Origin of the sequence: Bacillus sp. AM 13(2015), assembly GCF_001518755.1 — a bacterium.
Taxonomy (GTDB): Bacteria; Bacillota; Bacilli; order Bacillales; family Bacillaceae; genus Bacillus; species Bacillus safensis.
Map to the genome: position 1 here is coordinate 1 of NZ_LKCP01000082.1, position 24,539 is coordinate 24,539.

23 protein-coding genes and 3 pseudogenes are annotated in these 24,539 nt (G+C 41.7%); 18 read left to right on the top strand and 8 right to left on the bottom strand.

Features of this window, described 5'->3' with window-relative positions:
• Positions 1-110: 110 nt before the first annotated feature.
• Positions 111-1,001 carry a flagellin Hag gene (gene hag, locus AOQ70_RS13625; protein WP_059376828.1) on the top strand — a complete coding sequence of 297 codons (891 nt, stop codon included), beginning with the start codon at positions 111-113 and terminating at the stop codon, positions 999-1,001.
• Between the two features lie 287 nt (positions 1,002-1,288).
• Complete coding sequence (hag, locus tag AOQ70_RS13630; protein ID WP_024424967.1) at positions 1,289-2,110, top strand: flagellin Hag; 822 nt, start codon at positions 1,289-1,291, stop codon at positions 2,108-2,110.
• 33 nt (positions 2,111-2,143) lie between these two features.
• Here hag (AOQ70_RS13630) and AOQ70_RS13635 read toward each other — a convergent pair whose 3' ends face one another.
• Positions 2,144-3,616, bottom strand: coding sequence for an FAD-dependent oxidoreductase (locus tag AOQ70_RS13635; RefSeq protein WP_059376830.1), 1,473 nt, complete (start codon positions 3,614-3,616; stop codon positions 2,144-2,146).
• A 217-nt stretch (positions 3,617-3,833) separates the two neighbouring features.
• On the opposite strand from AOQ70_RS13635, the pseudogene AOQ70_RS13640 reads away from it, so the two are divergent.
• Positions 3,834-4,656: pseudogene (locus tag AOQ70_RS13640) on the top strand (methyl-accepting chemotaxis protein).
• 36 nt (positions 4,657-4,692) lie between these two features.
• Here AOQ70_RS13640 and AOQ70_RS13645 read toward each other — a convergent pair.
• Positions 4,693-5,064 (bottom strand): DUF5412 domain-containing protein, encoded by a 372-nt coding sequence (locus AOQ70_RS13645; protein ID WP_039177928.1) that lies wholly within the window; start codon positions 5,062-5,064, stop codon positions 4,693-4,695.
• Between the two features lie 242 nt (positions 5,065-5,306).
• On the opposite strand from AOQ70_RS13645, the gene AOQ70_RS13650 reads away from it, so the two are divergent.
• Entirely contained in the window at positions 5,307-5,930 is a 624-nt protein-coding gene (locus tag AOQ70_RS13650; protein ID WP_059376833.1) for a poly-gamma-glutamate hydrolase family protein, read from the top strand.
• A 26-nt stretch (positions 5,931-5,956) separates the two neighbouring features.
• Here the strand turns inward: AOQ70_RS13650 and AOQ70_RS13655 are convergent, their stop codons facing one another.
• On the bottom strand, positions 5,957-6,505 hold the full coding sequence (locus AOQ70_RS13655; protein WP_024424963.1) for an ImmA/IrrE family metallo-endopeptidase: 549 nt from the start codon (positions 6,503-6,505) through the stop codon (positions 5,957-5,959).
• A 309-nt stretch (positions 6,506-6,814) separates the two neighbouring features.
• Here AOQ70_RS13655 and AOQ70_RS13660 point away from each other — a divergent pair, with 309 nt between their 5' ends.
• Positions 6,815-7,714: an N-acetylmuramoyl-L-alanine amidase gene (locus AOQ70_RS13660; protein WP_059376834.1), complete on the top strand. Its 900-nt coding sequence runs from the start codon at positions 6,815-6,817 to the stop codon at positions 7,712-7,714.
• A 218-nt stretch (positions 7,715-7,932) separates the two neighbouring features.
• Here AOQ70_RS13660 and AOQ70_RS20095 read toward each other — a convergent pair.
• The 5 genes and pseudogenes from AOQ70_RS20095 to AOQ70_RS13680 all read right to left on the bottom strand — a co-directional run.
• Positions 7,933-8,062 (bottom strand): annotated as a pseudogene (locus tag AOQ70_RS20095) (type II toxin-antitoxin system SpoIISB family antitoxin); the annotation flags it as partial.
• 15 nt (positions 8,063-8,077) lie between these two features.
• Positions 8,078-8,848: a type II toxin-antitoxin system SpoIISA family toxin gene (locus AOQ70_RS13665; protein WP_039177934.1), complete on the bottom strand. Its 771-nt coding sequence runs from the start codon at positions 8,846-8,848 to the stop codon at positions 8,078-8,080.
• 146 nt (positions 8,849-8,994) lie between these two features.
• Positions 8,995-9,993, bottom strand: coding sequence for an inorganic phosphate transporter (locus AOQ70_RS13670; protein WP_017359158.1), 999 nt, complete (start codon positions 9,991-9,993; stop codon positions 8,995-8,997).
• A 15-nt stretch (positions 9,994-10,008) separates the two neighbouring features.
• On the bottom strand, positions 10,009-10,626 hold the full coding sequence (locus tag AOQ70_RS13675; protein ID WP_024426775.1) for a DUF47 domain-containing protein: 618 nt from the start codon (positions 10,624-10,626) through the stop codon (positions 10,009-10,011).
• Positions 10,627-10,832: 206 nt separating this feature from the next.
• A complete protein-coding gene (locus AOQ70_RS13680; protein WP_059376836.1) occupies positions 10,833-11,291 on the bottom strand; it encodes an ASCH domain-containing protein in 459 nt (152 codons plus the stop codon).
• A gap of 228 nt (positions 11,292-11,519) precedes the next feature.
• Here AOQ70_RS13680 and ggt point away from each other — a divergent pair, with 228 nt between their 5' ends.
• The 13 genes and pseudogenes from ggt (at position 11,520) to AOQ70_RS13745 (ending at position 24,534) form a co-directional block, all read left to right on the top strand.
• Positions 11,520-13,271, top strand: coding sequence for a gamma-glutamyltransferase (ggt, locus tag AOQ70_RS13685; protein ID WP_058838928.1), 1,752 nt, complete (start codon positions 11,520-11,522; stop codon positions 13,269-13,271).
• Between the two features lie 260 nt (positions 13,272-13,531).
• On the top strand, positions 13,532-14,569 hold the full coding sequence (locus AOQ70_RS13690) for a sulfate ABC transporter substrate-binding protein (protein WP_059376838.1): 1,038 nt from the start codon (positions 13,532-13,534) through the stop codon (positions 14,567-14,569).
• A gap of 11 nt (positions 14,570-14,580) precedes the next feature.
• A complete protein-coding gene (cysT, locus tag AOQ70_RS13695; protein WP_039177942.1) occupies positions 14,581-15,426 on the top strand; it encodes a sulfate ABC transporter permease subunit CysT in 846 nt (281 codons plus the stop codon).
• Positions 15,427-15,431: 5 nt separating this feature from the next.
• On the top strand, positions 15,432-16,301 hold the full coding sequence (gene cysW / locus AOQ70_RS13700; RefSeq protein ID WP_059376840.1) for a sulfate ABC transporter permease subunit CysW: 870 nt from the start codon (positions 15,432-15,434) through the stop codon (positions 16,299-16,301).
• 74 nt (positions 16,302-16,375) lie between these two features.
• Entirely contained in the window at positions 16,376-17,047 is a 672-nt protein-coding gene (locus tag AOQ70_RS13705) for a sulfate/molybdate ABC transporter ATP-binding protein (protein ID WP_231730878.1), read from the top strand.
• Positions 17,048-17,287: 240 nt separating this feature from the next.
• A complete protein-coding gene (locus tag AOQ70_RS13710; RefSeq protein WP_059376844.1) occupies positions 17,288-17,755 on the top strand; it encodes a PTS sugar transporter subunit IIA in 468 nt (155 codons plus the stop codon).
• 131 nt (positions 17,756-17,886) lie between these two features.
• Positions 17,887-19,181 (top strand): annotated as a pseudogene (locus tag AOQ70_RS13715) (PTS galactitol transporter subunit IIC).
• A 19-nt stretch (positions 19,182-19,200) separates the two neighbouring features.
• Positions 19,201-19,479, top strand: a complete 279-nt coding sequence (locus tag AOQ70_RS13720; RefSeq protein ID WP_039177949.1) for a PTS sugar transporter subunit IIB — start codon at positions 19,201-19,203, stop codon at positions 19,477-19,479.
• A 61-nt stretch (positions 19,480-19,540) separates the two neighbouring features.
• Positions 19,541-19,987: a hypothetical protein gene (locus AOQ70_RS13725; RefSeq protein WP_059376847.1), complete on the top strand. Its 447-nt coding sequence runs from the start codon at positions 19,541-19,543 to the stop codon at positions 19,985-19,987.
• Positions 19,984-21,015, top strand: a complete 1,032-nt coding sequence (locus AOQ70_RS13730; RefSeq protein WP_039177952.1) for an alcohol dehydrogenase catalytic domain-containing protein — start codon at positions 19,984-19,986, stop codon at positions 21,013-21,015. Before AOQ70_RS13725 ends, AOQ70_RS13730 begins: the two co-directional genes overlap by 4 nt.
• 180 nt (positions 21,016-21,195) lie before the next feature.
• Complete coding sequence (gene pdhA, locus AOQ70_RS13735; protein ID WP_039177954.1) at positions 21,196-22,179, top strand: pyruvate dehydrogenase (acetyl-transferring) E1 component subunit alpha; 984 nt, start codon at positions 21,196-21,198, stop codon at positions 22,177-22,179.
• Positions 22,180-22,210: 31 nt separating this feature from the next.
• Positions 22,211-23,191 (top strand): alpha-ketoacid dehydrogenase subunit beta, encoded by a 981-nt coding sequence (locus tag AOQ70_RS13740; RefSeq protein WP_034281944.1) that lies wholly within the window; start codon positions 22,211-22,213, stop codon positions 23,189-23,191.
• A 17-nt stretch (positions 23,192-23,208) separates the two neighbouring features.
• The gene (locus tag AOQ70_RS13745; protein WP_059376849.1) at positions 23,209-24,534 is read left to right on the top strand and encodes a dihydrolipoamide acetyltransferase family protein; all 1,326 of its coding nucleotides are present in this window, start codon (positions 23,209-23,211) and stop codon (positions 24,532-24,534) included.
• The last annotated feature ends 5 nt before the right edge of the window (positions 24,535-24,539 follow it).

A 24,539-nucleotide genomic window follows, 5' to 3' on the forward strand; every position in this document is an offset into this window, starting at 1 on the left:
CATCCTATAATCACATCGATAATAGAATTGTCAGGTTGATAAGCCTAGAATTAAGGACTTTTTCAGACAAGGACGTCTGTCAGGTCCCACATACATGGAGGTAATAGGAAATGAGAATTAACCACAATATCGCAGCACTTAACACATTAAACCGTTTGTCTGCAAACAACGGTGCGAGCCAAAAGAACATGGAGAAACTTTCTTCTGGTCTTAAAATCAACCGTGCAGGAGATGACGCAGCAGGTCTTGCAATCTCTGAAAAAATGCGTGGACAAATCCGCGGATTAGAAATGGCGTCTAAAAACGCACAAGACGGTATCTCTCTTATCCAAACAGCTGAAGGTGCATTGACTGAAACTCATGCTATTCTTCAACGTATGCGTGAATTGACAGTTCAAGCAGGAAATACTGGTACTCAACAAGATGAAGATCTAACTGCCATTAAAGATGAAATGGATGCATTAATCTCAGAGGTAGATGGTATTTCTGGTCGTACTGAGTTTAACGGCAAGAAACTTCTTACTGGTGAGTTTAAAGTAAACACAGCTACTCCAGCTGATCAAAAGAATTTAGTCTTCCAAATTGGAGCTAATGCTACACAACAAATTGAAGTGAATATTGAAGAGATGACATCTACAGCGTTAGGAACAAGCGATACTTTAAATGTTAAATCTTTAGATGTAACTAAATTTGCTGATAATGCACCTGATGAAGCAGATGTTGGCTACGATGCACAATTGAAAATTGTAGACGATGCAATTAAACAAGTTTCTGCACAACGTTCTAAACTTGGCGCAGTCCAAAACCGTTTAGAGCATACAATCAACAACCTTGGTGCTTCTGGTGAAAACTTAACAGCTGCTGAGTCTCGTATCCGTGACGTTGACATGGCGAAAGAAATGAGTGAGTTCACGAAGAACAACATTCTTTCTCAAGCTTCTCAAGCAATGCTTGCACAAGCGAACCAACAGCCACAAAACGTACTTCAATTACTACGTTAATGAAAGGCCCCTTTATGGGGCTTTTTTTTATGATGTTTTTTCTTCGAATTTCCCCCACTCTTATGATTCTTAAATCCCTCTGATAAATCATGAAAAATGACCTTTAAATTTGGCATACTCTAGCGAAACGATCATAGTGAATGAGACTTTATCCTTATTTATTCCTTTTTTGTTAAACATATTCCAGTTGAGTTCGATAAATGGATTGTAAGGCTTACAAAAAATTCTAATTTAGAACTTTTGGATAAGGACGTCCAATTGGTTCAAACACATGGAGGTTATTTAACATGAGAATTAACCACAATATCGCAGCACTTAACACACTGAACCGTTTGTCTGCAAACAATGGAGCAGGGCAAAAGAACATGGAAAAGCTTTCTTCTGGTCTTCGAATCAACCGTGCAGGAGATGACGCAGCAGGTCTAGCAATCTCTGAAAAAATGCGTGGACAAATCCGCGGATTAGAAATGGCGTCTAAAAACGCACAAGATGGTATTTCTCTTATTCAAACAGCTGAGGGTGCATTAACTGAAACACATGCGATTCTTCAACGTATGCGTGAATTGACAGTTCAAGCGGGTAACGTTGGTACTCAACAAACAGAAGATTTAACAGCTATTCAAGAAGAACTCGATGCTTTGGTTGAGGAAATTGATGGTATTTCTCAGCGTACAGCATTTAACGGAAAGCAACTGTTGGATGGTACTGTTGAGGATGGATTCCAATTTCAAATTGGAGCGAACATTGAGCAAAATATCAATGTAAAGATTGGTAAAATGGATGCTGAAACATTGACTGTCAAAGATATTAAAGTAAATGAAGAAGGCTTTAACTTTGACACTGAAGTAGCAAAAATCGACGTAGCAATCGGCGCTGTATCTAAACAGCGTTCAGCTCTTGGTGCAGTTCAAAACCGTCTAGAGCACACAATCAACAACCTTGGTGCTTCTGCTGAAAACTTAACAGCTGCTGAGTCTCGTATCCGTGACGTTGACATGGCGAAAGAAATGAGTGAGTTCACAAAGAACAACATTCTTTCTCAAGCATCTCAAGCAATGTTAGCACAAGCAAACCAACAGCCACAAAACGTACTTCAATTATTACGTTAATGAAAAAGCCCCATTAAAGGGGCTTTTTTTAGTTCAATCAAATGACAGCAAGTGCTCTAGACGAAAGTCAGGAACCGCTTCATGGAAAAAAGCTCGGTTGCCTTCATCGTTCTTTTGATCCCATTGCTTCCACCATTCGGCGGTTTCTCCTGAGGTGTCAGCTTGAATCATGTCGTGCAGCTGTTCTAAGTTGATGATTTCTCTCGGTTCTGTTAAGAAAGAATGCATCCGGTGATACACCTCAAAACGTTCAGGCTGTTTTGTGACAATGGCGTATTGTACGTAGCGATTTAAAAATTCCTGTACGAACGTCAAGTGGGGTATGGTTGTTTCTCCTTTTAACTCGACACCGTCCCAAGCCATATCAGCAATTGCACAAAGCCACCAGCCAAGTTCACTCGCGTGCTGCATTTGTTGTAATGTGTCCTTTTCAAAAGAGACTCGCTCATTTTTTTGTGCTTGTTTGAGCATACGGTCAAGTGTTTGTGCTTCAAGAGCTGCTTTGGTCATACCCTGCCCATGAATGGGATCTAATGTACACAAGGCATCGCCCATCACCAATAATCCACTTGGCCAATCCTGCATGTGTTCATAGTGATGTCTTACGCAAGAAGGAACTCTAAATCCTTTTGGTTTTGTAAAGGGCGTTAAATGGGTGATGGCTTCTGCTATCGCGGGATCGCTCAGAGCAGCGGTTTCTGAATCAAACTGATCAGCATCCGTTGTTGGATAATGTGAACCGCCGGCTGCAGAAAGAAGCACAGCTACTAAATCATGATCTACCCGTTCAAACAGTCCTGTTGGGATTTGCTTGTCTGGCTGGCCAACTACAACCATTGATTGCAGGGGTGGCGCACCTGATGGTATTTGATAGTATCTTGTGCTGTAGCCTAGAAACACACTTAACTCATCAGTCTGTGGTAAGGTGAGTCCAGCGTCTTTCAGCCATTTTGGCAATTTAGACATTCTTCCAGACGTATCAATTACTAAGTCCGCTTTCATTTTATGAATGCAGCCAGGTTTTACTTGCCGGTCCTTCACGATAAGCCCCATGACTTGATTAGTTCCCTCTTTAAACTGAAGGGAGATGGCTTCATGTTTTTCTAAAAACTGCACGCGTTCTTCTGTTACCATTCTTTGCATCAATACCCACTCTAGCATTGCGCGTCTTGTGACGGCGGTTTCTTCTCTATCAGTGAGTGTTAATTCGCCATCTTTTGTGATAAATCGAGAGGTTTGATGCATGGTATTAAATCCGCCCATTGCCAGTAACTCTTTTGTATAACCAGGAAATAGCCGTTCAACGATTTGCTGGCCAAGTGGCAGCATTCTATGTGGATGAAAGGCTTGAGGAGTGCCGAGACGATTCTCAGGAGAGTCCGGCAGTTCATCCTTTTCAATAATCAATACTTGATGATAAAACGTTGATAAAACTTTTGCAGCGAGCATCCCGGTGATACCTCCGCCAATGACGATTGCCCGCTCATATTTCATGGGTTGTGTCAAAACATGCGCCTCCATTGAATACACAAAATGGTTACATGACCATTTCATCATATGTTGATTCATTAATTATAGCAAATTTCCGCTTGAATATAGATAGGAAACGTACTTCTTTTTACTCGTAAATATGAAGAATTTCTTCAATCATTATTATTATTTTTAAAAAGTAACTATTAATTTAAGAAGAACGACCGATAAACTATATAAGGGGGTAGAGAAATTGGATATACTACAGAGTATTGTGACAGCAGCACCTTATATGATGCAGATTTTAAAAAACGAAGTGACGATGGGTGTCATTGATCGAGAGAAATTTTTGCTGTATTTGCCATCGAAAGATGTGGATTTTCAAATTCGTGCTGGAGAACTTATTAAACCAGATGATTTAAATATGAAAAAAGCGCTTAGAGGTGAGACATCAAGTATGTTTGTGCCTGAATCGGTTTACGGAATACCGTTAAATGCAATGGGGCTGCCAATTTTTGATGAAAATCAACAAGTGATCGGCGCACTCGCTTTAGGTTTTCCGCTTAAAAATCAATTAGAGCTTGAAGCATATATGGAGTCATTAAATGACATCATTCATAGTATTCAAGAAAAGGTGCATGTGGTGGCGGCGCATTCAGAGGAGCTTTCTGCGACAAGTGAGGAAATGACCTTACAAACGCAGCAAACACTTGAAAGCTCGAAAAAAACATCCGATATTACAAAGATGATTAAAGGGATTTCGAAGCAAACGAGTTTGCTAGGATTGAATGCGTCAATCGAAGCAGCCAGGGCAGGAAAAGAAGGGGCTGGTTTTAGTGTTGTAGCCAGTGAGGTTCAAAAGCTTTCAAGTGAAACTTCACGTGCAACAGAAAATATCGAAAGCTCTTTGCAAGGAATTTCCTCCAATATACATACATTACTTGAGAGTATGGGACATATGAAAGGTTCATCAGCAGAGCAGGCTTTACTTGTAACGGAGTAGTGAAATTGTGGAACGACTGACAATCGTAAGTAAAGAAATGAAAGAATTTATGCAGCATGTGATGTCAACGTAAAAAACGAATCCAAGAGGGATTCGTTTTTTTAATACGCTATTTTCTTTTGTTCCGATCAAAGCGATAATCGTATGTTTCACCCTTTACCACATTTAAAAATTCATGCCCGATTTGAACAAGCTGTCCATTTTTCCATTTGATGAGGGGGTCTTTATCAGGGTATTTCCAGTAAATCGTTTTCTTTCGGTGGGTGAGCTTGTTTTCAATTTCTGCTCTAACTGCGTTCTCCTTTAGTTTCCCTCCGCTATGTCGATAGGTGTTGATGATATATGTTCCGTCTGGTGATGTCATCGAGCGGATAAAGGTTCCGTGAGATACGCCTTGAAGAGAAAAGCATTTCCAGTAAATGATGCCAGCGAAGCTAAGGAATAAGATGACAAGGGTGATGGTGGTTTTCTTTTTTAACATGAATTCCTCCAGATGTAGATCACAATATTTCTAATTTATGAGAGAGAATGCAAAAAGATTCATATAGTCCAAAAGTTCTATTCATTTCAATTATCGGTCATTTTTTCTCAAAATTCAACAGATAGCCGTAAAGATAAGGAAAATTTAAGGATGTTTTATGTTGATAGGTCATTCGAAATCCCTTTACAAAAGAATTTAAGATCAGTAGACTTATGCTCATATAGAGAAATGGGGAAGATGGAATGACGCAAATCATTGATACATATCAAAGTTATGAAGAGCTTTCCGCTCATGAAAGAGAAGGAATCGATTATCAAATTCTTCACGAGCGGAAAGGTGACCAGCTTTTGGTTTTATCCCCTCATGCTGGAGGTATTGAATCTGGCGTAAGTGAGCTCATTCATGAAATCGCAAGTGATCAGTCTATGTATTTATTTGAAGGCCTTAAAGTGAAAGGCAATCATGTGCTTCACATTACAAGCACACGTTTCGATGAGCCGGTCTGCCTTTCTCTAGTGCATACCCATCATTACACGTTTGCGCTCCATGGCTACGGGGAAACGGAGATGCTTCAAACATTAGTGGGCGGGACAGACAGAGAAAGAGCGGCGGAAACAGTGAAACGTTTAACGCTTAATGGCTTCCAAGCAGTGCTGCTATCTGAATCTGATCGTTATTCTGGAACACATCCTCACAATATCAATAATCAATGTCTGACGGGAAAAAGTGTACAACTTGAAATCAGTCAGGCGCAAAGAAGAGCATTCTTTCAAGACTTCAGACGGCGCTATCGCCGCGAAACGCAAAATGAGCAATTTTATCGGTACACAAATGTACTCAAGCAAGTATTAAACCTGTATGAATAAACGCCTGTTCCCCTATGCAGAGAGGCTTACGTTTGATAAACAGCTTCTTTTTCCGCGACCTTTTCAGCTTTCATTAAATAAGATGTAAACTCTTGTTGAAAGCGAATGCCTGCTTTCCGCTGTTCGAATAAGGCAAGCCGCTTTTCAGCAAAAGCCCAGGTGACATGAAATGTTTGCGCAATGTGTAAAATGGCTTGCTGCCGAAGGTTTGGAAGCTTCATTTGCATCAGCATAAAGGTCGGTACACAAAAGTGATACATGAATTGTTTAGCCTGAAACTCTTGCAGTTCTCGAAAGAGTTTGTGCATCTTGAAATGATTGCCTGCATGCTTCAGCACATGACAAAGCTCGTGGGCAAAATCCTGCCATTGTTCCTCTGACGATAGAGATCTGTTTAATATAATACTGTAAAGACCTTGATGTTTGATCATCATGCTGCCAGTATCCTCATAGTGGACCCATACATGAAATTCAGAAGCGATCCTTTGCATGTCTCTATAAGCAGGACCGCTTATTTGTAATTTGGCATATAACCGTTTAATCTCTTCTTCTAAATGGGTTAAAAATCCAGTCATTTAAAAACCTCCAAGCAAACGTATGTTCTGTTTTTGGCGTAAAAGAAAAGTCCATATAGGACTAAATAGCTAATTGAGCTATTGCTTACTTTTAATATCGGCTTATTTTTAACAATTTTAACATAAAATCAAGGAAAAATGGAATTAATTCCTGTTTTTTTCTGCATTTTTACGTTTTCCACTACTAAAAAGAGTGGATTGAATTCAAATTTTACCATAGTCTTATCACTAAAACAAACTCATGTGTCTTACGAACGCCACCAATTGATGAGAAAGATCAATTCAATCTAGCAAAAGGGAGTGCAGAACATGGTAGAAATTTATCAAGATTTTATTCCAGTTGGAAACGGAAACCGCCCAGGATACGCCATGACACCGATGTATGTGACGGTGCATAACACAGCAAACACATCAAAAGGAGCGGATGCGAAAAGTCATGCGGCATATGTGAAACGCCCAACGACAGAGGTGAGCTGGCACTTTACAGTGGATGATCATGAAATCTTTCAGCATCTGCCGTTAAATGAAAATGGCTGGCATGCAGGGGACGGACAAGGCAATGGTAACCGAAAGTCGATCGGCATTGAAATTTGTGAAAATGAAGATGGGAATTTCCAGCAAGCGGTCAAACATGCGCAATGGCTCATCCAAAAGCTGTTGAAAGAACATAACATTCCACTAGCTAACGTGGTTACACATCAGCACTGGTCTGGAAAAGCATGTCCACGCCTGCTTCTTGCTACATGGGATGAATTTAAAAAAGGAATTGAAACGGCAGGAGACCCTGAGACGGTCATCACGTATGTCGTCAAAAGCGGGGATACGTTAACGAGTATTGCTAAAGCTCATGACGTCACAGTTCAGGATCTACAGAAGTGGAATAACATTAGCGACCCGAACAAGATTCAAATTGGACAGGTTCTTAAAATTTATCGAAATGATGGAAAAATGATGTATGAGCTGCCGGATGGGATTTTAAAGGCGACTTCGCCTCTAACGAAGGGAGAGCACGTACGCCTCGTCCAAAAAGCGCTTGCTGCCGTTTATTTTTATCCTGATAAATCGGCTGCAGATAAAGGCATCGATGGTGTTTACGGAGAAAAAACGGCGAATGCCGTGGCACGCTTTCAGCTGGTGAACGGTCTGACAAGTGATGGGGTATACGGTCCTAAAACGAAGGAAAAGCTGCTTAAACTATTAAATCAGTGAGTGTTTCTGTTTGTATGATTGGATGGCAGTTTCACTTTTTTCAATTAATCGCCTAGTATATGGGGATGGCTGATATTCGGCAAACTGAACATATCTTAGTTGTTTGATTTTCTTTTTCATTTTGGCACCTCAATCGTTGCAGCATATAGCGTATTGTATGCAAGTCTATGTAAAAATGGAATCAGGACGCGGATTTCGTTCCGCGTCCTTTAGTGTAATCAAGCCTTTTTGTTTTTATACTCATCGAGAAGCTGTTCATTCTTTTTAAAAATTCGCTCAGTATGGGGGCTTACCTTATAATCGGCCATACTGATATGGCGTTTTTTCTTTTAAAATTTTAAAGGGTTTTTCTTAGGATTGTTGTTATCCCCTTGAAGTGCGTGGTCCATCTTCATCACCTTCCTCTTCGTCAGGCAAGATTAGGTCATAAATTGTTGTAAGTGATGTCATTAATAAATAGTCGAACTCCGTGACAATCTCATCGGAGGTGAGCTTAATGACAAAATGAGCATCTGCTACAGAAAATGGGATGAGCACCAAATGACCGAAATCATCATAATATACTTCCTGCCTGTCAAGCTTCGCCTGAATGAGAGCCCGCTGGTCAAGTGTCCGAAGCAGGTCATCTTTTTGTTCCTGCGTATCGTATGGACAAAGCACCGCTTGAATATTCATCTTGTCGGCAAAAGAATAAATCAGCCGCTCAATTCCCTCTATATATGCCTCTACACTTCCATAATATACATGGATCGGTTCATTTTTCAATAGGTATTGGTACGTTTTTAGTTTATTAAGGTAAGAATGAAGCAGATCGTTATTTTGTTCAAGGAGTTGATGGGTGTCGGTTTCCAGCTCATGATTTCCGAGTTTCTTAATATAGGAGCTAAGAAAGATGAAAGCATCGGTTAATGCGAAAAAAACGGCAATGATCAAGTAGTGCATCCAATCAGTGAAGATAGAAGAAGGGTCATTTGTCCAGTACACGACAGCACCCGCTACATAAATCCAATACCACGTTTTACGAATGGCAAACATCTTTTCTTTTACTTTTTGTTCAAAGCGCCATACTGCAAATACATACACAGCAAGAGCACCTAGCAATAACCAGACAGTCAATTGAAAAAATAATAGCATGTTCTTCTCTCCCATAGACAGATGAATACTTGTTTATTTCTATGGATATGATTGGAAACCCTGCTTCATGAAAAAATGTCCTGCGAGGAAAGGATATTTAAGTGTGCAGACAAATAAAAAAAGACCTGTCAGACAGGTCTTTGAAATTAAAGAATCGCATTTAACACAAAGTATATAAGAGCTCCTAGAGTTCCTGAAATCGGTAATGTAATCACCCAAGTGACAAGCATACGTTTTGCCGTACCCCAGTTTACCCCTTTGACTCTGTGTGCAGAACCTACACCTAGAATAGAAGATGAGATCACGTGAGTGGTACTAACAGGTAAGTGAATAAACGTCGCACCGAAGATAATAGCTGCACCTGTTAAGTCGGCAGATACTCCGTTTACTGGACGAATTTTCATAATTTTACCGCCGACTGTTTTGATAATCTTCCAGCCGCCAATAGAAGTACCGAGTCCCATTGCAAGCGCACAAGAGAATTGTACCCAGAAAGGAATATCGTCTGTTGTATGCAAATTACCTGCAATTAAAGCCATTGTAATAATACCCATCGCTTTTTGCGCATCGTTTGTTCCATGGGTATACGATTGCAGTGCAGCCGTTAAAATTTGAACACGTCGGAATTGTTTATTCGTTTTTGCGAGATTGTTGTTTCTAAATATAATTTTGATAATGGTATACACGATATATCCCAATACGAAAGCTAGGATAGGTGAAAGCAAAAGGGCTTGAATGATTTTAATGAATCCCGAATAGTTTAAAGCGCCAAAACCGGCAGAGGCAATAACCGCTCCTGCAATTGATCCGATTAGTGCATGTGAAGAACTACTCGGAATCCCGTAATACCAAGTAAGCAAGTTCCATGTGATGGCGGCAATTAAAGCAGCCAAGATCACAACAGAGCCGTTTTGAAGTGTAAATGGATCTGCGATATCTTTTGTAATGGATTTTGCCACACCTGTAAATGTCATTGCTCCTAAAAAGTTCATGAACGCTGCCATGATAATCGCATGTCTAGGCTTTAATGCCTTCGTTGAAACTGAAGTCGCAATGGCATTTGCTGTATCGTGGAACCCGTTAATGAAATCAAAAGCAAGTGCACAAATGACAATAAGTATGGTAAGGATGAGTAATGTGTCCATGTTTAACTAACCCCGTTACGCATTCTTCATAATGATTGTTTCTAGATTGTTGGCAACACTTTGACAGGAATCAGCGATTTCTTCAAGTGTTTCGTAAATTTCTTTGTATTGAATCACCTTAATTGGATCTGTTTCTTTTCCAAACAAGTTCTTTAATGATTTACGATGAAGATTGTCACAATTATGTTCAATCTCTTTAATCTTGATTGCGTGCGGATGAATATCTTTCAAGCGATTTTCAGCTAGTAAATCAATTGTGATTAAAATTTCTTTCGCACACTCTCTGATGTAGTGGCTGAATTTGTCGATATGTTCGTCAGAGCTTGTGATTGAGTAAATTTCTAATGTTGCGGAAAAATGCTCAATTCCATCTAAAACATCATCGAGGCTATTCGTTAATTGAAGAATGTCTTCACGTTCAATCGGTGTAATAAAGGCTTTGTTCAGCTCTTTAATCATGGTATGAACATGATTATCACCTTTTGTCTCATATTCCTTCAATGTGTCAGAAAATTCTTTCAGAGTGGTTTGATTTGTTACTTTATAGCTAACAAAATACTCAGCAGTTTCATCTAAATTTTTAGCAATTTCCGTTAACAAGACGGAAAACTTGTCTTTTTTCCTTTTTAACATGTAAAAACCCTCCATTGTATAAATGAGACAATGCACACATCAAATAATTATATATTCTTTTGTCGAAAAAAAACAGGTGTAGTCGAAAATTTCTTCACTTTTTCTATTTGATCTTATTCTGACCTAAAGATGTGATCTCAACACACCTTTTTCTAAAAGGGGAAAAGCAACGAAAAAAGCGGGCCATTTTTGGCACCGCTTATAGTCTAAGAAGCCGAATGAATCAGCTTAAACCTTTCACAAACAAGAAGCATATCCTCTTTGAAATCTAATCCGTATGATTGGAGTGCTTCTGTGAAAAATTCTTTATGTTCTCTATACCAATAGTCATAAGATAAATCGCCTTCACCTTCTGCTTTTGCAAATGATTCGGGGACTTCATTCATTGGCATGACATCTACATCTGTAATTTCAATGATGGCTTTTGGCTCTTCCTGGCTATCCAAAATGACCGCATATTGTCCGGGTTTTGGAAGCGGCTCATGTTCCTTTTCATAAAACAGGTGACCAGAACAAGTGGCTGTTTTCTTTCCTTGCTTGACAAGATCAAGTAAATGATCTGGATCTGATCCGAATGCCCACGCCGATACAAATGCGTCAGCAGGTGCTTGTTCTGATTTCTCTTTCCAATAGTCTTCCCAAAATAATCTGCTTTTGTTGTTCACCGTTTTTTCCCCCTCTTTGTTGTATTTATTATACCTTGAACCCGAATCGTTGGAAATGCTGTGTCTTTATTCCTAATGATTGAGTGTGTCATATGTTTTGAAAAACAATGTCCGATTTGGGAAATGTAGGATGATAGGATGAAAATTTTTGAAATTTTAGAATAATCTATTGTATTCTGGTCAAGAAGTCGGTAAGGTCAAAGTAAGAATATGGAAGGGGTGTTGTTCATGAAACGCATTTCTCTAACTGTTTTGTCCATATGTCTGTTTGTTTTCTCGTTTTTTCTGCCTGTCAGCCAAGTCAATGCGAACGAATCTCATGGGAGTAAAGTAGCTGTTGGTAAAGATGGCATGGTGGCTACTGCTCACCCGCTGGCATCAGAAGTAGGTGCTGATGTATTGAAGAAAGGTGGAAACGCAGTGGATGCTGCTGTTGCCATCCAGTACGCACTGAATGTGACAGAGCCAATGATGTCTGGAATTGGCGGCGGTGGTTTTATGATGGTTTATGATGGAAAGACAAAAGAAACGTCCATCATCAATAGTAGAGAACGAGCACCACAGGGCGCAACACCTGACATGTTTTTAACGGATGAAGGAAAAGTCATCCCATTTGCTGAGCGGTCTACACACGGTAATGCGGTTGGTGTTCCAGGGACAGTAAAAGGTCTCGAGGCAGCATTGGATAAGTGGGGGACCCGTTCGATGAAGGAATTGATTGAGCCTTCCATTCAGCTTGCAGAGGATGGATTTGAAATCGATTCTGTTCTGGCACAAGCCATTGAAGATCATCAAGGGAAGCTGAAAAAAACGGCTGCAGCGCCAATCTTTCTTCCAGATGATCAGCCGCTCAAAGAAGGCGATCTGCTTGTACAGCCAGGTCTTGCTAAAACATTTAAGCTCATTGCGAAAAAAGGAAGTAAAGCATTTTATGAAGGAAAAGTAGCAAAGGCACTTGCAAATACAGTCCAAGATTTTGGCGGAACGATGACAACTGATGACATTGGTCGTTATGAGGTCAAGACTGACAAGCCTATCTGGGGGGACTATAAAGGATACCAGCTTGCAAGTATGCCTCCACCAAGCTCAGGCGGTGTGTTTATGCTGCAAATACTCAAAATACTAGATCACTTCAATCTATCACAATATGACCCCAAATCATTCGAAAAATATCAGCTGCTTGCTGAAACAATGCATCTCTCCTATGCTGACCGTGCTGCATATGCAGGCGACCCCGAATTCGTAGATGTTCCACTAAAAGGACTACTAGACGATGATTACATTTCAAAAAGAGCTTCTCTCATTCAATTAGATCAAATGAACAAAAACCCGAAAGAAGGAGATCCATGGGCTTATGAGGATGAAAAAAATCCATCCCCGATTGTCCCGCAGCCAGAAGATAAAACCATTGGCGAGACCACTCATTTTACTGTTGCCGATCAGTGGGGAAATGTCGTGTCATTCACAACAACCATTGAACAGTTATTTGGTACAGGGATTCTTGTTCCGGAATATGGCTTTTTCTTAAACAATGAACTAACAGATTTTGACGCAAGACCAGGCGGAGCAAATGAAGTCCAGCCGAATAAACGTCCATTATCCAGTATGACCCCGACGATCATATTCAAAGATAACGAGCCGGTCATGACTGTTGGCTCACCTGGAGGAACGACCATTATTGCTTCTGTTTCACAAACCATCCTAAACTTGCTTGAATACGATATGGAGCTTCAAGATGCAGTGGAAGAGCCGCGGATATATACAAACAGTCCAACTTCTTACCGTTACGAAGTAGGAGTTCCCCTTGATGTGAGAACGAAGCTAAATGATATGGGTCACCGTTTTGGCAGTTCGCCTATTGATATAGGAAATGTGCAAGCCTTACTTATTGATCGAAAAGCAGGGACATTTACTGGAGTAGCTGACTCCTCGAGAAATGGAACCGCTGTTGGTGTCAATTTAAAGCTATCTGCCGATTAAAACCATTTCCCGGGAAAAGAAGCGCCTCTGCAAGATGGCGTTTCTTTTTTTGTTTAATTAAAAAACATAGTTGACACCTGTGAATAGTTTGAATAATATATAGACTAACATCAATCATACATAGCTGATCGGACAACCGAAGGCTCTTGGCAATTTGAAGTACAGGACTGTAATGTATTTCAAGTGGCTAAGGGTCTTTTTTGCGTATGAAACGGCAAGGTTGGTGTCACTATTATTTGATAACAGGGGAGCGGGATAACGTGAAAAAGTGGAAATGGATCTCGGTTATAACCATCGTAGTGGTCTTGGCTGTGACGAGTGCTGCATGCTCAAACGCAAACGAAGCCTCAAAGCAAAAAGGGAAGGTTGAGCTGTTAAATGTTTCGTATGATCCTACACGTGAATTGTATCAGGAATACAATCAAGCCTTTCAGACGTATTGGAAAGACAAAACAGGTGAGGATGTCACGATCAAGCAGCCTCACGGTGGATCAGGAAAGCAGGGAAGATCGATTATTGATGGACTCGAGGCAGATGTGGCAACGCTGGCTTTAGGGTATGACATTGATGCGATTGCAGATCGCGGACTGCTTTCGAAAGATTGGCAAAAAGAATTTCCAAATCAGTCAACTCCGTATACATCGACCATTGTGTTTCTTGTGAAGAAAGGGAACCCCAAAAATATTAAAGACTGGGACGACTTGATTAAACCAGGTGTGTCCATCATTACACCAAATCCGAAAACGTCCGGCGGTGCGAGATGGAATTACTTAGCTGCATGGGCATATGCCGATAAAACATTTCATGGGAATGAAGACAAAACAAAGGATTTTGTCAAAAAGCTATATGAACATGTCGAAGTCCTTGATTCAGGTGCTCGCGGGGCCACAACGACCTTTGTTGAACGCGGTCTTGGAGATGTGTTAATTGCATGGGAAAATGAAGCCTATTTAACACAGCACGAACTAGGCAAAGACAAATTTGAGATTGTCACCCCATCAATCAGTATTCTAGCAGAGCCGCCTGTTGCGGTCGTCGATCAAAATGTGAAACGTAAAGGAACAGAGAAAGTGGCAAAGGCTTATTTAGATTATTTATATTCTAAAAAAGGGCAGGAAATTGCGGCGAAAAACTATTATCGCCCTAGAAATCAAGAAGTCTTAAACAAATATAAAGACCAGTTTAAAAAGATTGATATGGTGACGATTGATCAAGCGTTTGGCGGGTGGAGAAAGGCGCAGAAAAGATTTTTTGATGATGGCGGCTTATTTGATCAAATATACAGCGGACAAAAATAGGGGGCGATGTGATGAAGAAAACACATGCAGCCGCCAATAAAAGAAAACGTATATTGCCTGGATTTGGGCTGAGCCTTGGGGTGACGCTCGTTTATGTAAGTGCGATTGTCGTCATTCCTTTATCCATGGTATTTATTTGGACGGCTTCATTAGGAGCAGAGGGGATTTGGAAGGTGTTTACCGATGCAAGAGTATTGAAGTCGCTCCAGCTGACCGTGACGACTTCCTTTGCAGCTGCTCTCATCAATGCAGGGTTTGGTGTACTGATTGCCTGGGTTCTCGCCAGGTACACATTTCCCGGAAAGAAAATTTTAGATGCTCTCATCGATTTGCCTTTTGCGCTCCCAACGGCTGTTGCGGGTATCGCTCTCACCACCCTTTATTCTCCAAATGGGTGGATTGGTCAATTTCTGCATTTAAAGGTGGCATACACACCGATTGGGATTATTTTGGCACTTATTTTTATCGGCATACCATTCGTTATCCGAACCGTTCAGCCTGTGATAGAAGGGCTGCAGCAGGAAGTGGAAGAGGCTGCGGCGATTCTTGGTGCGACAAGGAGACAGACCTTTTTTCACGTGCTGCTACCAGCCTTGTTTCCTGCGGTGATGACTGGATTTTCACTTGCGTTTGCAAGAGCACTAGGGGAATATGGCTCTGTTGTGTTTATTGCTGGAAATATTCCGTTTAAAACAGAAATTACACCGCTGATGATCATGTCCAAGCTTGAACAATATGATTATCATGGTGCAGCAGCGATTGCATGCTTGATGCTGCTTCTTTCGTTTTTCATCCTGTTATTGATTCACGGCATTCAGTGGTATGTTGAGCGGAAAAAACAAGTATACGTGAGGTGAAACCATTGGAGAGAGAGCTTAGTCATCGGCATCATGTTCAGTATAAAAGTCCTGTAACCGAATCTAAAGCGGTGAAAATCCTATTAATTACGGTGGTGTATGCTTTTTTGATTTTATTTTTACTCATACCGCTGATCGCCGTGTTTTCAAAGGCATTCGAGAAAGGGTGGAGTTCATACCTTCTGGCCATCTCACATCCAGATACACTAGCGGCAATCAAATTGACCGTTTTCATTGTCGTCGTTACCTTGCCGCTTCAAATGATCTTCGGGGTGAGTGCTGCATGGCTTATCACAAAATTTAACTTCCGCGGCAAACGTTTGTTAACGACTGTGATTGATCTCCCGTTTGCCGTTTCGCCTGTGATTGCTGGACTTGTATTTGTGCTTTTATTTGGTTCAAACGGGCTTTTAGGACCTTGGCTTATGGAGAATGGATGGAAAGTCATTTATTCTGTACCAGGCATGATTCTAGCAACCATATTCGTTACATTTCCGTTTATTGCTAGAGAATTAATCCCGTTTATGCAGCATGAAGGCATTCATGAGGAGGAAGCATCACTCACACTTGGTGCAAACGGATGGAAGACTTTTTTCCTTGTGACACTCCCAAATATCAAATGGGCTCTTTTTTACGGCGTTATTTTAGCCGGGGCAAGAGCGATTGGTGAATTTGGTGCTGTGTCGGTTGTATCAGGTCATATTCGAGGGATGACCAATACGATGCCGCTTCATATCGAAATTTTATACAATGAGTACCAATTTCAAGCCGCTTTTGCTGTGGCGTCTCTTATGGCATTTGTGGCAGTCATTACTTTAATCATTAAACAAATCATTCAGCAGAGGGATCACCGGCTTGGCAAGCGGTCAACATAAATGGAGGGATCGGCCTTGGGGATTACAGCAAAACAAATATCAAAACAATTTGGTCAGACAAAGGTTTGCAAACAGTGGATTTATCGATAAGAAATGGTGAATTGATTTCTTTATTAGGACCATCTGGCTCTGGAAAGACGACGTTATTAAGAATCATTGCAGGTCTTGATTACGCCAATAACGGGCAAGTTTTATTCGGAGATCAGGATTACACACACATTCCAGTACGAAAACGGCAAATCGGTTTTGTGTTTCAGCAATATGCACTTTTTCGAAATATGACGGTTTTTGATAATGTGGCATATGGGCTGAAAATTAAACCTAGAGGAGAAAGACTGTCTAAAAAAGACATCAAAGAGCGGGTGCATGAGCTTTTAGAGGTTGTTCAGCTCACTCAGTATGAGCAGCGTTATCCAGAGCAGCTGTCAGGCGGACAAAAGCAGCGTGTAGCACTGGCACGAGCACTTGCCGTTCAGCCGAAGGCACTCCTCTTAGATGAACCCTTTGGCGCTCTTGATACAAAGGTGAGGAAAGAATTAAGGCATTGGCTGAAAAAAGTTCATCGTGACTTTCAAATGACCACTATTTTTGTGACACATGATCAAGAAGAAGCATTCGATATTGCTGATCGTGTCGTGGTGATGAATGAAGGAAGAATCGAAAAAATTGGCACAAAGGAAGAAATGGCAGTACAGACAGACAATCTATTTGTATCTGAATTTTTAGATATAGGAAGCCACATTTAACAAGAAGTATAGAAGGCGAGTAGAGAAAGACGCAGTGAGCACTGCGTCTTTTTTTTATAAAAATTCCCCTAGGAACATTGACTTATAATTTTGAATATTATAATATCTTTACAAAGGTAACAATATTGAACATTTTTCATAATGTATAATTGTAAGCGCTTTATAAAAGGTTCTATTCTAAAATGTTCTCTTTTTTTGTTACATGTGTTCATATTTATACCAAATGAAAGGGGTGGTTGTTTGAATAACTTGTTTGAGTTAAATGAACAACTGATTACGCTGCAGTTCGAAGCATCTTCGAGAGAGGAGGTGACGACATACTTAGCAGATAGGTTAGAAGCTGGAGGGTACATTAAATCGAGCTATTTACCTGCAGTGCTTGAAAGAGAAAAAACATATCCTACAGGTCTCCCGCTTGCAACTTTTGGGGTAGCGATTCCGCATACAGATCCTGAGCATGTGAACAAACCGGCGATTAGTGTTGCTACATTAAAGGAACCTGTCGTGTTTCATAAGATGGGGAGCCCCGATGAACCAGTGCAAGCCAAAATTGTGTTTGTCCTAGCAATCTCTGAGCCTAGTAAGCAGCTTGTGATGCTCGAGAAGCTGATGACACTTTTTAGAAAAGAAGAAGTGATGACAAAGCTGTCTCACATGACCTCTTATGAAGAAGCGGCTCACTTGCTTCAACAAGAGCTAAACCAATAATCATTCATGAAATAATGTAAGCGCTTTATCTGAAAAATTCAGGAGGTGGATGTATGATCAAGCAAGCCGTCGATTTTATATTAGACCTTGGACCAACTATTATGCTCCCGATTATTATGACGCTTTTCGGTATGATTTTAAGACAGGGCTTTAAGAAATCCTTCAGGGCCGGTATTACGATCGGAATTGGATTTGTCGGTGTCAATCTTGTCATTAATTTGCTCGTGAGCGGTCTTGGGCCAGCAGCGAAAGCTATGGTTAATTCCCTTGGACTAAAGCTCGACATTTTGGATGTTGGATGGCCGATTGGCGCTGCCATATCCTTTGGTACACCTGTTGCCCCGCTCATGATTCCTCTTGTACTTTTGTTAAATGTGATTTTATTGTCCGTAAACTTCACGAAAACACTGAATGTGGATATTTGGAACTTCTGGCATTTAATTTTCGCAGCCTCTGTTACTTACTACGCTTATCATAATATGTTCTTGGCTCTTGCTGTTGGCTTGATTGTTTCTGCGATCACGCTTAAATTAGCCGATTGGACAGCGCCGACAATCGAACACCATTTTGGATTAAAAGGCGTATCGATGGCTCATGCTGAAACGGTCAACTTCGCACCGCTGATGTATGCGTCCAACCGCGTCATTGATAAAATTCCTGGTTTAAACAAAATTCATGCTGATCCAGAAACATTAAAGAAACGCTTTGGCATCTTTGGTGAACCGCTTGTGATGGGTCTCATACTTGGTATCATTATTGGTCTTCTCGGCGGCTATGATGCAAAAGGCGTGATGACACTCGGGATTCAAATGGCAGCAGTTCTTGTCTTAATGCCAAGAATGGTTGCGTTATTAATGGAAGGACTCATTCCAATCTCTGAGGGCGCTCGTTCTTATATTCAAAAGCGTTTCCCAGGGAAAAATGTCTATATTGGTTTAGATACAGCGATTGTCATTGGTCATCCAGCGAATATGGCGGTAGCCTTTTAATGGTGCCGATTACGATTTTGCTCGCTGTTGTTCTGCCTTACAATGGCATGCTTCCGTTTGCTGACTTATCGGTTCTGCCATTTACAGTTGTCTGGGCAGTAGCAGCCGCTCGTGGAAATATTATTCGCGGCCTTATTAACAGTATTTTTACATTAATGATTGTCTTCTTTATCGCAACGAACCTTGCACCGCTTGCAACGACCATGGGGAAAGCCGTCGGCTTTGATTTCCCAGAAGGGGCAAACATGATTTCAGGTATTGACCTTGGTTCTCACGTCATTCCTTGGATCATGGTGAGACTTCTTGATCCGAGCAACCCTTACTTTATTGCAGCGATTATCTGTGCTCTGGCTTATGCGCTTCTATGGTACTGGGTGCGAAATGATATTAAAAAGCAGTATGCAAAAGAAATGGGTTTAGATCAGAAAGAACAATAAATGAGCTGGAGGGATTCTAATGGCGAAGAAAATATTAGTATCATGCGGAACGGCAGTTGCAACATCAACGGTTGTGGCTAAAAAGGTAGAAGAGACGTTAAAGGAAAAAGGATATGATGTCGTGGTGGAACAATGTAAGGCATCTGAAGTCCCGCAAAAAGCAGAGGGCGCCGATTTAATTGTGACAACAACGCCTGTGAGTGATACAAAAGGGACACCTGTGATTCAAACATTATCCTTTTTAACTGGATTTGGCATTGAAGATGATATCGAGAAAATCATAGAGTATATCAAGTAGAGGGCTATTTTCTGGAGGAGCTTTCGCGGCTCCTTCTAGTGATTTGAAAGGAGGAAGTCTCATGCAGCATCATGCTTATAGCCGAACGTCTGCAGTGTTGTCTATTTTTCTTCCGGCTGTGCTTATCTGTCTGTTTTTTCTCTGGTCTCTTTATACGTTATGGTCAGCAGGACCTGAGCCGTTAGCTGTGCTGGGCGTTTATACACTGCCGATTCTCATGCTGTCTAGTATCACAGGACTGAACCAGCCGACAAATGTCGTCATTAGTGAAGATCAACTGAAGATAGGGGCTTTTGGCAGATGGCACACATATGCAGTGTCTGATATTAAAGGAAAGCTTTTTTTAAAGCCATATCCTCATATTGGGAAAGTCTATGTCAGGGTGGGACCAGCCCTGATATTCGGAGGGCGCTACTGGATATCAAGTGAGATGAGTGAGTATAAGCAGCTTGTTCAAACGTTACAGGATTTTGCGACGGGTGATGAAAAGGAGGATGCCGCTACATGAAATCAGCTGTCTTTTATTCTTCAGAGGACATTCGGTATGAGGAGCGGAACCGGCCAGCCATCGGTGATGATGAAGTTCTGTTAAAGCTACGAGCCTGCGGCTTATGCGGAACGGATATTTATAAAGCAACGCATGAGACAGTACCTCCTGGGACCGTGCTGGGACATGAAATCGCTGGTGATATTGTCGAGACCGGCACACGAGTGACACATGTCCAGACGGGGGACAGGGTCTATGTGGCGCATCATGTGCCTTGTTTCACCTGTGACTTTTGTCAAAAGGGATTCTATACGATGTGTCCGCAGTTTACAGCCACAAATGTAGAGCCAGGCGGGTTTTCAGAATATATCCGTATACCTGCTTTGCATGTCAAGCACACGATGGGCAAGCTTCCAAAAGACGTATCGTATGAGCAAGGGGCGATGGTAGAACCCGTTGCCTGTTGCCTGCACGGATTTGAACGAGCACCTGTTCATCCAGGAGATTCCGTCTTGATCCTTGGAGCGGGGCAAATTGGCTGTATTCAATTGCAGCTTGCCAAATATTATTTAGCTGGAAAAGTGATGATAACAGATGTGAATGAGAACAGGCTGCTGCGTGCGAGAAGTTTAGGTGCAGATGCCGCTTTTCATCCAGCAGCTGAACCAGTGGAAAACCGGGTGATGAAAGAAACAAATGGAAAGGGAGCAGACCTCGTTATTATTTCTGTTGGGAGCAGTGCGCTTTTAAAAGAGGCGTTTCAAGCTGTAGCGCGAGGCGGGACGATTTTGGTGTTTGCTCATTTTCCAAAGGGAGATGTGGCCATTCCTGCTGAACGATTTTTCAATGATGAAGTGAAGGTAGTAGGAGCCTATTCATCGCATCCATATCATTATCGTGAAGCCCTTGAGCTTCTGAAAGCAAAAGTGGTCAACACTGAAAAGATGGTGACGCACCGTTATCCGTTAAGCCAGCTGCTTCAGGCGATAAAATGCGCAAGGAATCCTGAGGGTGAGAGCGTCAAAATCATGATGTATCCAGATGAATGAGTGTAGGAGATTAAAAGAGAAAGAGAAGTTCTTTGGAAAAGGGCTTTGCCTTTCTCTTTTTTTCTGACAAAAGATGAAAACGCTTAAAAATGAGAGAGAATTGCTTGACTTCGTTGACACTTAAACGTATGATAATTACAAATGTAACATACAAGAACAAATGTAAAGGGGAGAGAAGAAATGCAAAAACAAATCACTTTGCCTGAACAGATTAGTCATGAGAAGTTAGCAGATTTATATAAACAAATGTGGTTAGTGAGATATTTTGATGAAAAGGTCGATCAATTCTTTGCAAAAGGACTTATCCATGGCACCACTCATTTATGTGTTGGACAGGAAGCGTCAGCTGTTGGATCGATTGCAGTGTTAAAGGATAAAGATAAGATCGTCAGCACACACCGAGGACATGGTCACTGTATTGCAAAAGGGGCCGAGGTCAATAAAATGATGGCTGAATTGTTTGGACGTGAAACCGGCTATTGTAAAGGAAAAGGCGGCTCCATGCATATTGCGGACTTAGAAAAAGGAAACCTTGGGGCAAATGGAATCGTTGGCGGCGGTATCCCGCTGGCAACAGGTGCAGCGCTCACATCTAAAATGAAGCAGGAAGGCTTTGTTGTTCTTTGTTTCTTCGGAGATGGTGCCACAAATGAAGGCAGCTTCCATGAAGCTTTAAACCTCGCATCCATTTGGGATTTACCGGTTGTGTTTATTTGTGAAAACAACCAGTACGGTATGTCTGGTCCTGTGAAAGAAATGATCAACATTGAAGATATTTCAACAAGAGCAGAAAGCTATGGAATGCCAGGGAAAACAGTTGATGGAAATGACATGGTTGAAATTATGAACACAGTTGATGAAGCAGTCAGCCGTGCGAGAGCGGGAGAAGGCCCATCACTTATTGAAATGAAAACGTACCGCTGGAAGGGTCACTCTAAGAGTGATGCGAAAAAATACCGTACACGTGAAGAAGAGACAGAGTGGAGACAAAAAGACGGCATCAAGCGCTTTAAGTCTCTCTTGATTGAACTGAATGTTTTGACAGAAGAGCAGGCAGCAAGCTTACAGGAAGAAGCGAAGCAGGAAATTGAAGCGTCTGTAGAATTCGCCAAAAACAGTAAAGAACCGTCAATCGACACACTATTAGAGGATGTATACGCCTAATTAGGAGGGGAATCACGTGACAAAAACAACAGTGAGAGAGATTTCATATTTAGAAGCCGTTCGAGAGGCTATGAGTCAGGAAATGAGAGAAAACCAAGATGTCTTCATTTTAGGTGAAGATATTGGCGTATATGGAGGTGCTTTTGGGGTCACGCGCGGCATGATTGAAGAATTTGGGCCAGAGCGCGTTCGCAATACACCTATCTCAGAGGCTGCCATCGCAGGTGGGGCAGTCGGAGCGGCTTTAACCGGTATGCGTCCGATTTTAGAACTTCAATTCTCTGACTTTATTACAATCGCAATGGATCAGCTTGTGAACCAAGCAGCCAAAACACGATACATGTTTGGCGGAAAAGGGAAGGTGCCGCTCGTTGTAAGAACGCCAGCAGGATCGGGAACGGGTGCAGCGGCGCAGCACTCACAAAGCTTAGAAGCGTGGATGGCACATATTCCAGGACTCAAAGTGGTTCAGCCTTCAACAGCCTATGATGCAAAAGGTCTTTTAAAAGCAGCGATGGATGATGACAACCCTGTCATTTTCTACGAGCACAAGCTTTTATATAAAACAATCGGTGAAGTGCCTGAAGAGCAATATTCAATTCCTCTAGGAAAAGCAGATGTGAAAAGAAGCGGGAAGGACGTCACGATTGTAGCAACAGCGATTATGGTACACAAAGCGTTAGAAGCTGCGAAGGAACTAGAAGCAGAGGGAATCGATGTTGAAATCATTGACCCAAGAACACTTGTCCCATTAGATGAAGAAACGATTATCGAATCTGTGAAGAAAACAGGTAAATGTATCGTGGTTCATGAAGCGGTAAAACGAGGCGGCTATGGCGGAGAGATTGCAAGTATGATAGCGGAAAGTGAAGCCTTTGACTACTTAGATGCTCCAATTAAACGACTTGGCGGTCTTGCGGTTCCAATACCATACAACCCGACGCTGGAAAAAGCGGTCATTCCACAAGTGCCAGATATTATTGAAGCAGCAAAAGAGCTTGTGCGCTCTTAAGTAAAGGGGAGAAGATCATGCCAAAAGAGATATTTATGCCGAAGCTAAGCAGTACGATGGAAGTCGGCACCTTGCTTCAATGGTTTAAAGAAGAAGGAGATTCGGTTGAAATCGGTGAGCCTCTTTTTGAAATTATGACAGACAAGATCAATATCGAAGTGGAAGCCTATGATGATGGTATTTTTCTAAAGAAATATTATGAAGCCGATGATCAAATTCCAGTCAATGCTGTCATTGGATATATCGGAGAGACAAATGAACAGGTGCCAAGCGAACCGCCAGCACAATCAGATGAAGATTCATCCGGCAGCAGCGAATCGGCTTCATCAGACACGGCTTCATCCAGTTCTACTGAAGCCCCAAAAACACCTAATGAAAAAGTGCGTGCCACTCCTGCGGCGAGAAAAATGGCAAAGGATCATCATGTGGCGATTCATGAGGTATCTGGCACAGGATCTAAAGGCAGAGTTCAAAAGCGGGACGTCGAGGCGGCTGTCCACTCTAATGAGAAAGACCAGCGCGTGTCACCTCTAGCAGAGAAAGTGGCTGCTCGTGAAGGAATCGATTTAGCGAATGTTGCTGGATCTGGTGCGCACGGAAAAATTATGAAGAGTGATGTAACGGCAGCAGCTGCACAAACAGCTGAGTCTTCTCCAGTGAAAACACAAAAACTAGCTGGCATGAGAAAAGTGATCGCTGATCGCATGTCACAAAGTGCCTTTACAGCACCGCACGTGACATTAACAAGTGAAATCGATATGACAAAAGCAAAAGAAGTACGCAAACAGCTATTGCCAGCGATTGAAAAAGAGACAGGCTACAGACTGTCGTTCACAGAAATTATCATTCATGCGGTTAGCAATGTACTCACGCGCCACCCGCATATCAATATGACGTTTGAACAAAATGAGCTCCATTTCCATGATGATGTGCACATTGGTCTCGCTGTCGCTGTAAAAGATGGCTTAATGGTTCCAGTCATTTCTCATGCGAACCAAAAAGGATTAAAACAGCTGACAAAAGAGGCGAAAGAAATCGGCCGAAACGCACGTGACCAAAAACTGCTGCCAGACCAGCTGAAAGGGTCCACTTTTACCATTAGTAACTTAGGTATGTATGCCATTGATACCTTTACCCCGATTATCAATCAGCCAGAAGTGGCGATCTTAGGCGTTGGGCGCATTCAAGAAAAACCTGTTGTGGTAGATGGAGAAATTCAGGTGCGGCCGATGATGGGCGTTAGTTTATCGTTTGATCACCGAGTGGTAGATGGCGCACCAGCGGCTGCCTTTTTAACAGACCTTAAAAAAGTGCTTGAACAACCATTTGAATTGCTAATGTAGGAGAT

Excerpts from the sequence above, each read along its gene's own strand:
- hag (WP_059376828.1), top strand. The coding sequence starts at position 111 with ATGAGAATTAACCACAATATCGCAGCACTTAACACATTAAACCGTTTG.
- hag (WP_024424967.1), top strand. The coding sequence starts at position 1,289 with ATGAGAATTAACCACAATATCGCAGCACTTAACACACTGAACCGTTTG.
- AOQ70_RS13645 (WP_039177928.1), bottom strand. The coding sequence starts at position 5,064 with ATGTTAAAAAAGAAAACCACCATCACCCTTGTCATCTTATTCCTTAGC.
- AOQ70_RS13650 (WP_059376833.1), top strand. The coding sequence starts at position 5,307 with ATGACGCAAATCATTGATACATATCAAAGTTATGAAGAGCTTTCCGCT.
- AOQ70_RS13655 (WP_024424963.1), bottom strand. The coding sequence starts at position 6,505 with ATGACTGGATTTTTAACCCATTTAGAAGAAGAGATTAAACGGTTATAT.
- AOQ70_RS13660 (WP_059376834.1), top strand. The coding sequence starts at position 6,815 with ATGGTAGAAATTTATCAAGATTTTATTCCAGTTGGAAACGGAAACCGC.
- AOQ70_RS13665 (WP_039177934.1), bottom strand. The coding sequence starts at position 8,848 with ATGCTATTATTTTTTCAATTGACTGTCTGGTTATTGCTAGGTGCTCTT.
- AOQ70_RS13670 (WP_017359158.1), bottom strand. The coding sequence starts at position 9,993 with ATGGACACATTACTCATCCTTACCATACTTATTGTCATTTGTGCACTT.
- AOQ70_RS13675 (WP_024426775.1), bottom strand. The coding sequence starts at position 10,626 with ATGTTAAAAAGGAAAAAAGACAAGTTTTCCGTCTTGTTAACGGAAATT.
- ggt (WP_058838928.1), top strand. The coding sequence starts at position 11,520 with ATGAAACGCATTTCTCTAACTGTTTTGTCCATATGTCTGTTTGTTTTC.
- cysT (WP_039177942.1), top strand. The coding sequence starts at position 14,581 with ATGAAGAAAACACATGCAGCCGCCAATAAAAGAAAACGTATATTGCCT.
- AOQ70_RS13720 (WP_039177949.1), top strand. The coding sequence starts at position 19,201 with ATGGCGAAGAAAATATTAGTATCATGCGGAACGGCAGTTGCAACATCA.
- AOQ70_RS13725 (WP_059376847.1), top strand. The coding sequence starts at position 19,541 with ATGCAGCATCATGCTTATAGCCGAACGTCTGCAGTGTTGTCTATTTTT.
- AOQ70_RS13730 (WP_039177952.1), top strand. The coding sequence starts at position 19,984 with ATGAAATCAGCTGTCTTTTATTCTTCAGAGGACATTCGGTATGAGGAG.
- pdhA (WP_039177954.1), top strand. The coding sequence starts at position 21,196 with ATGCAAAAACAAATCACTTTGCCTGAACAGATTAGTCATGAGAAGTTA.
- AOQ70_RS13745 (WP_059376849.1), top strand. The coding sequence starts at position 23,209 with ATGCCAAAAGAGATATTTATGCCGAAGCTAAGCAGTACGATGGAAGTC.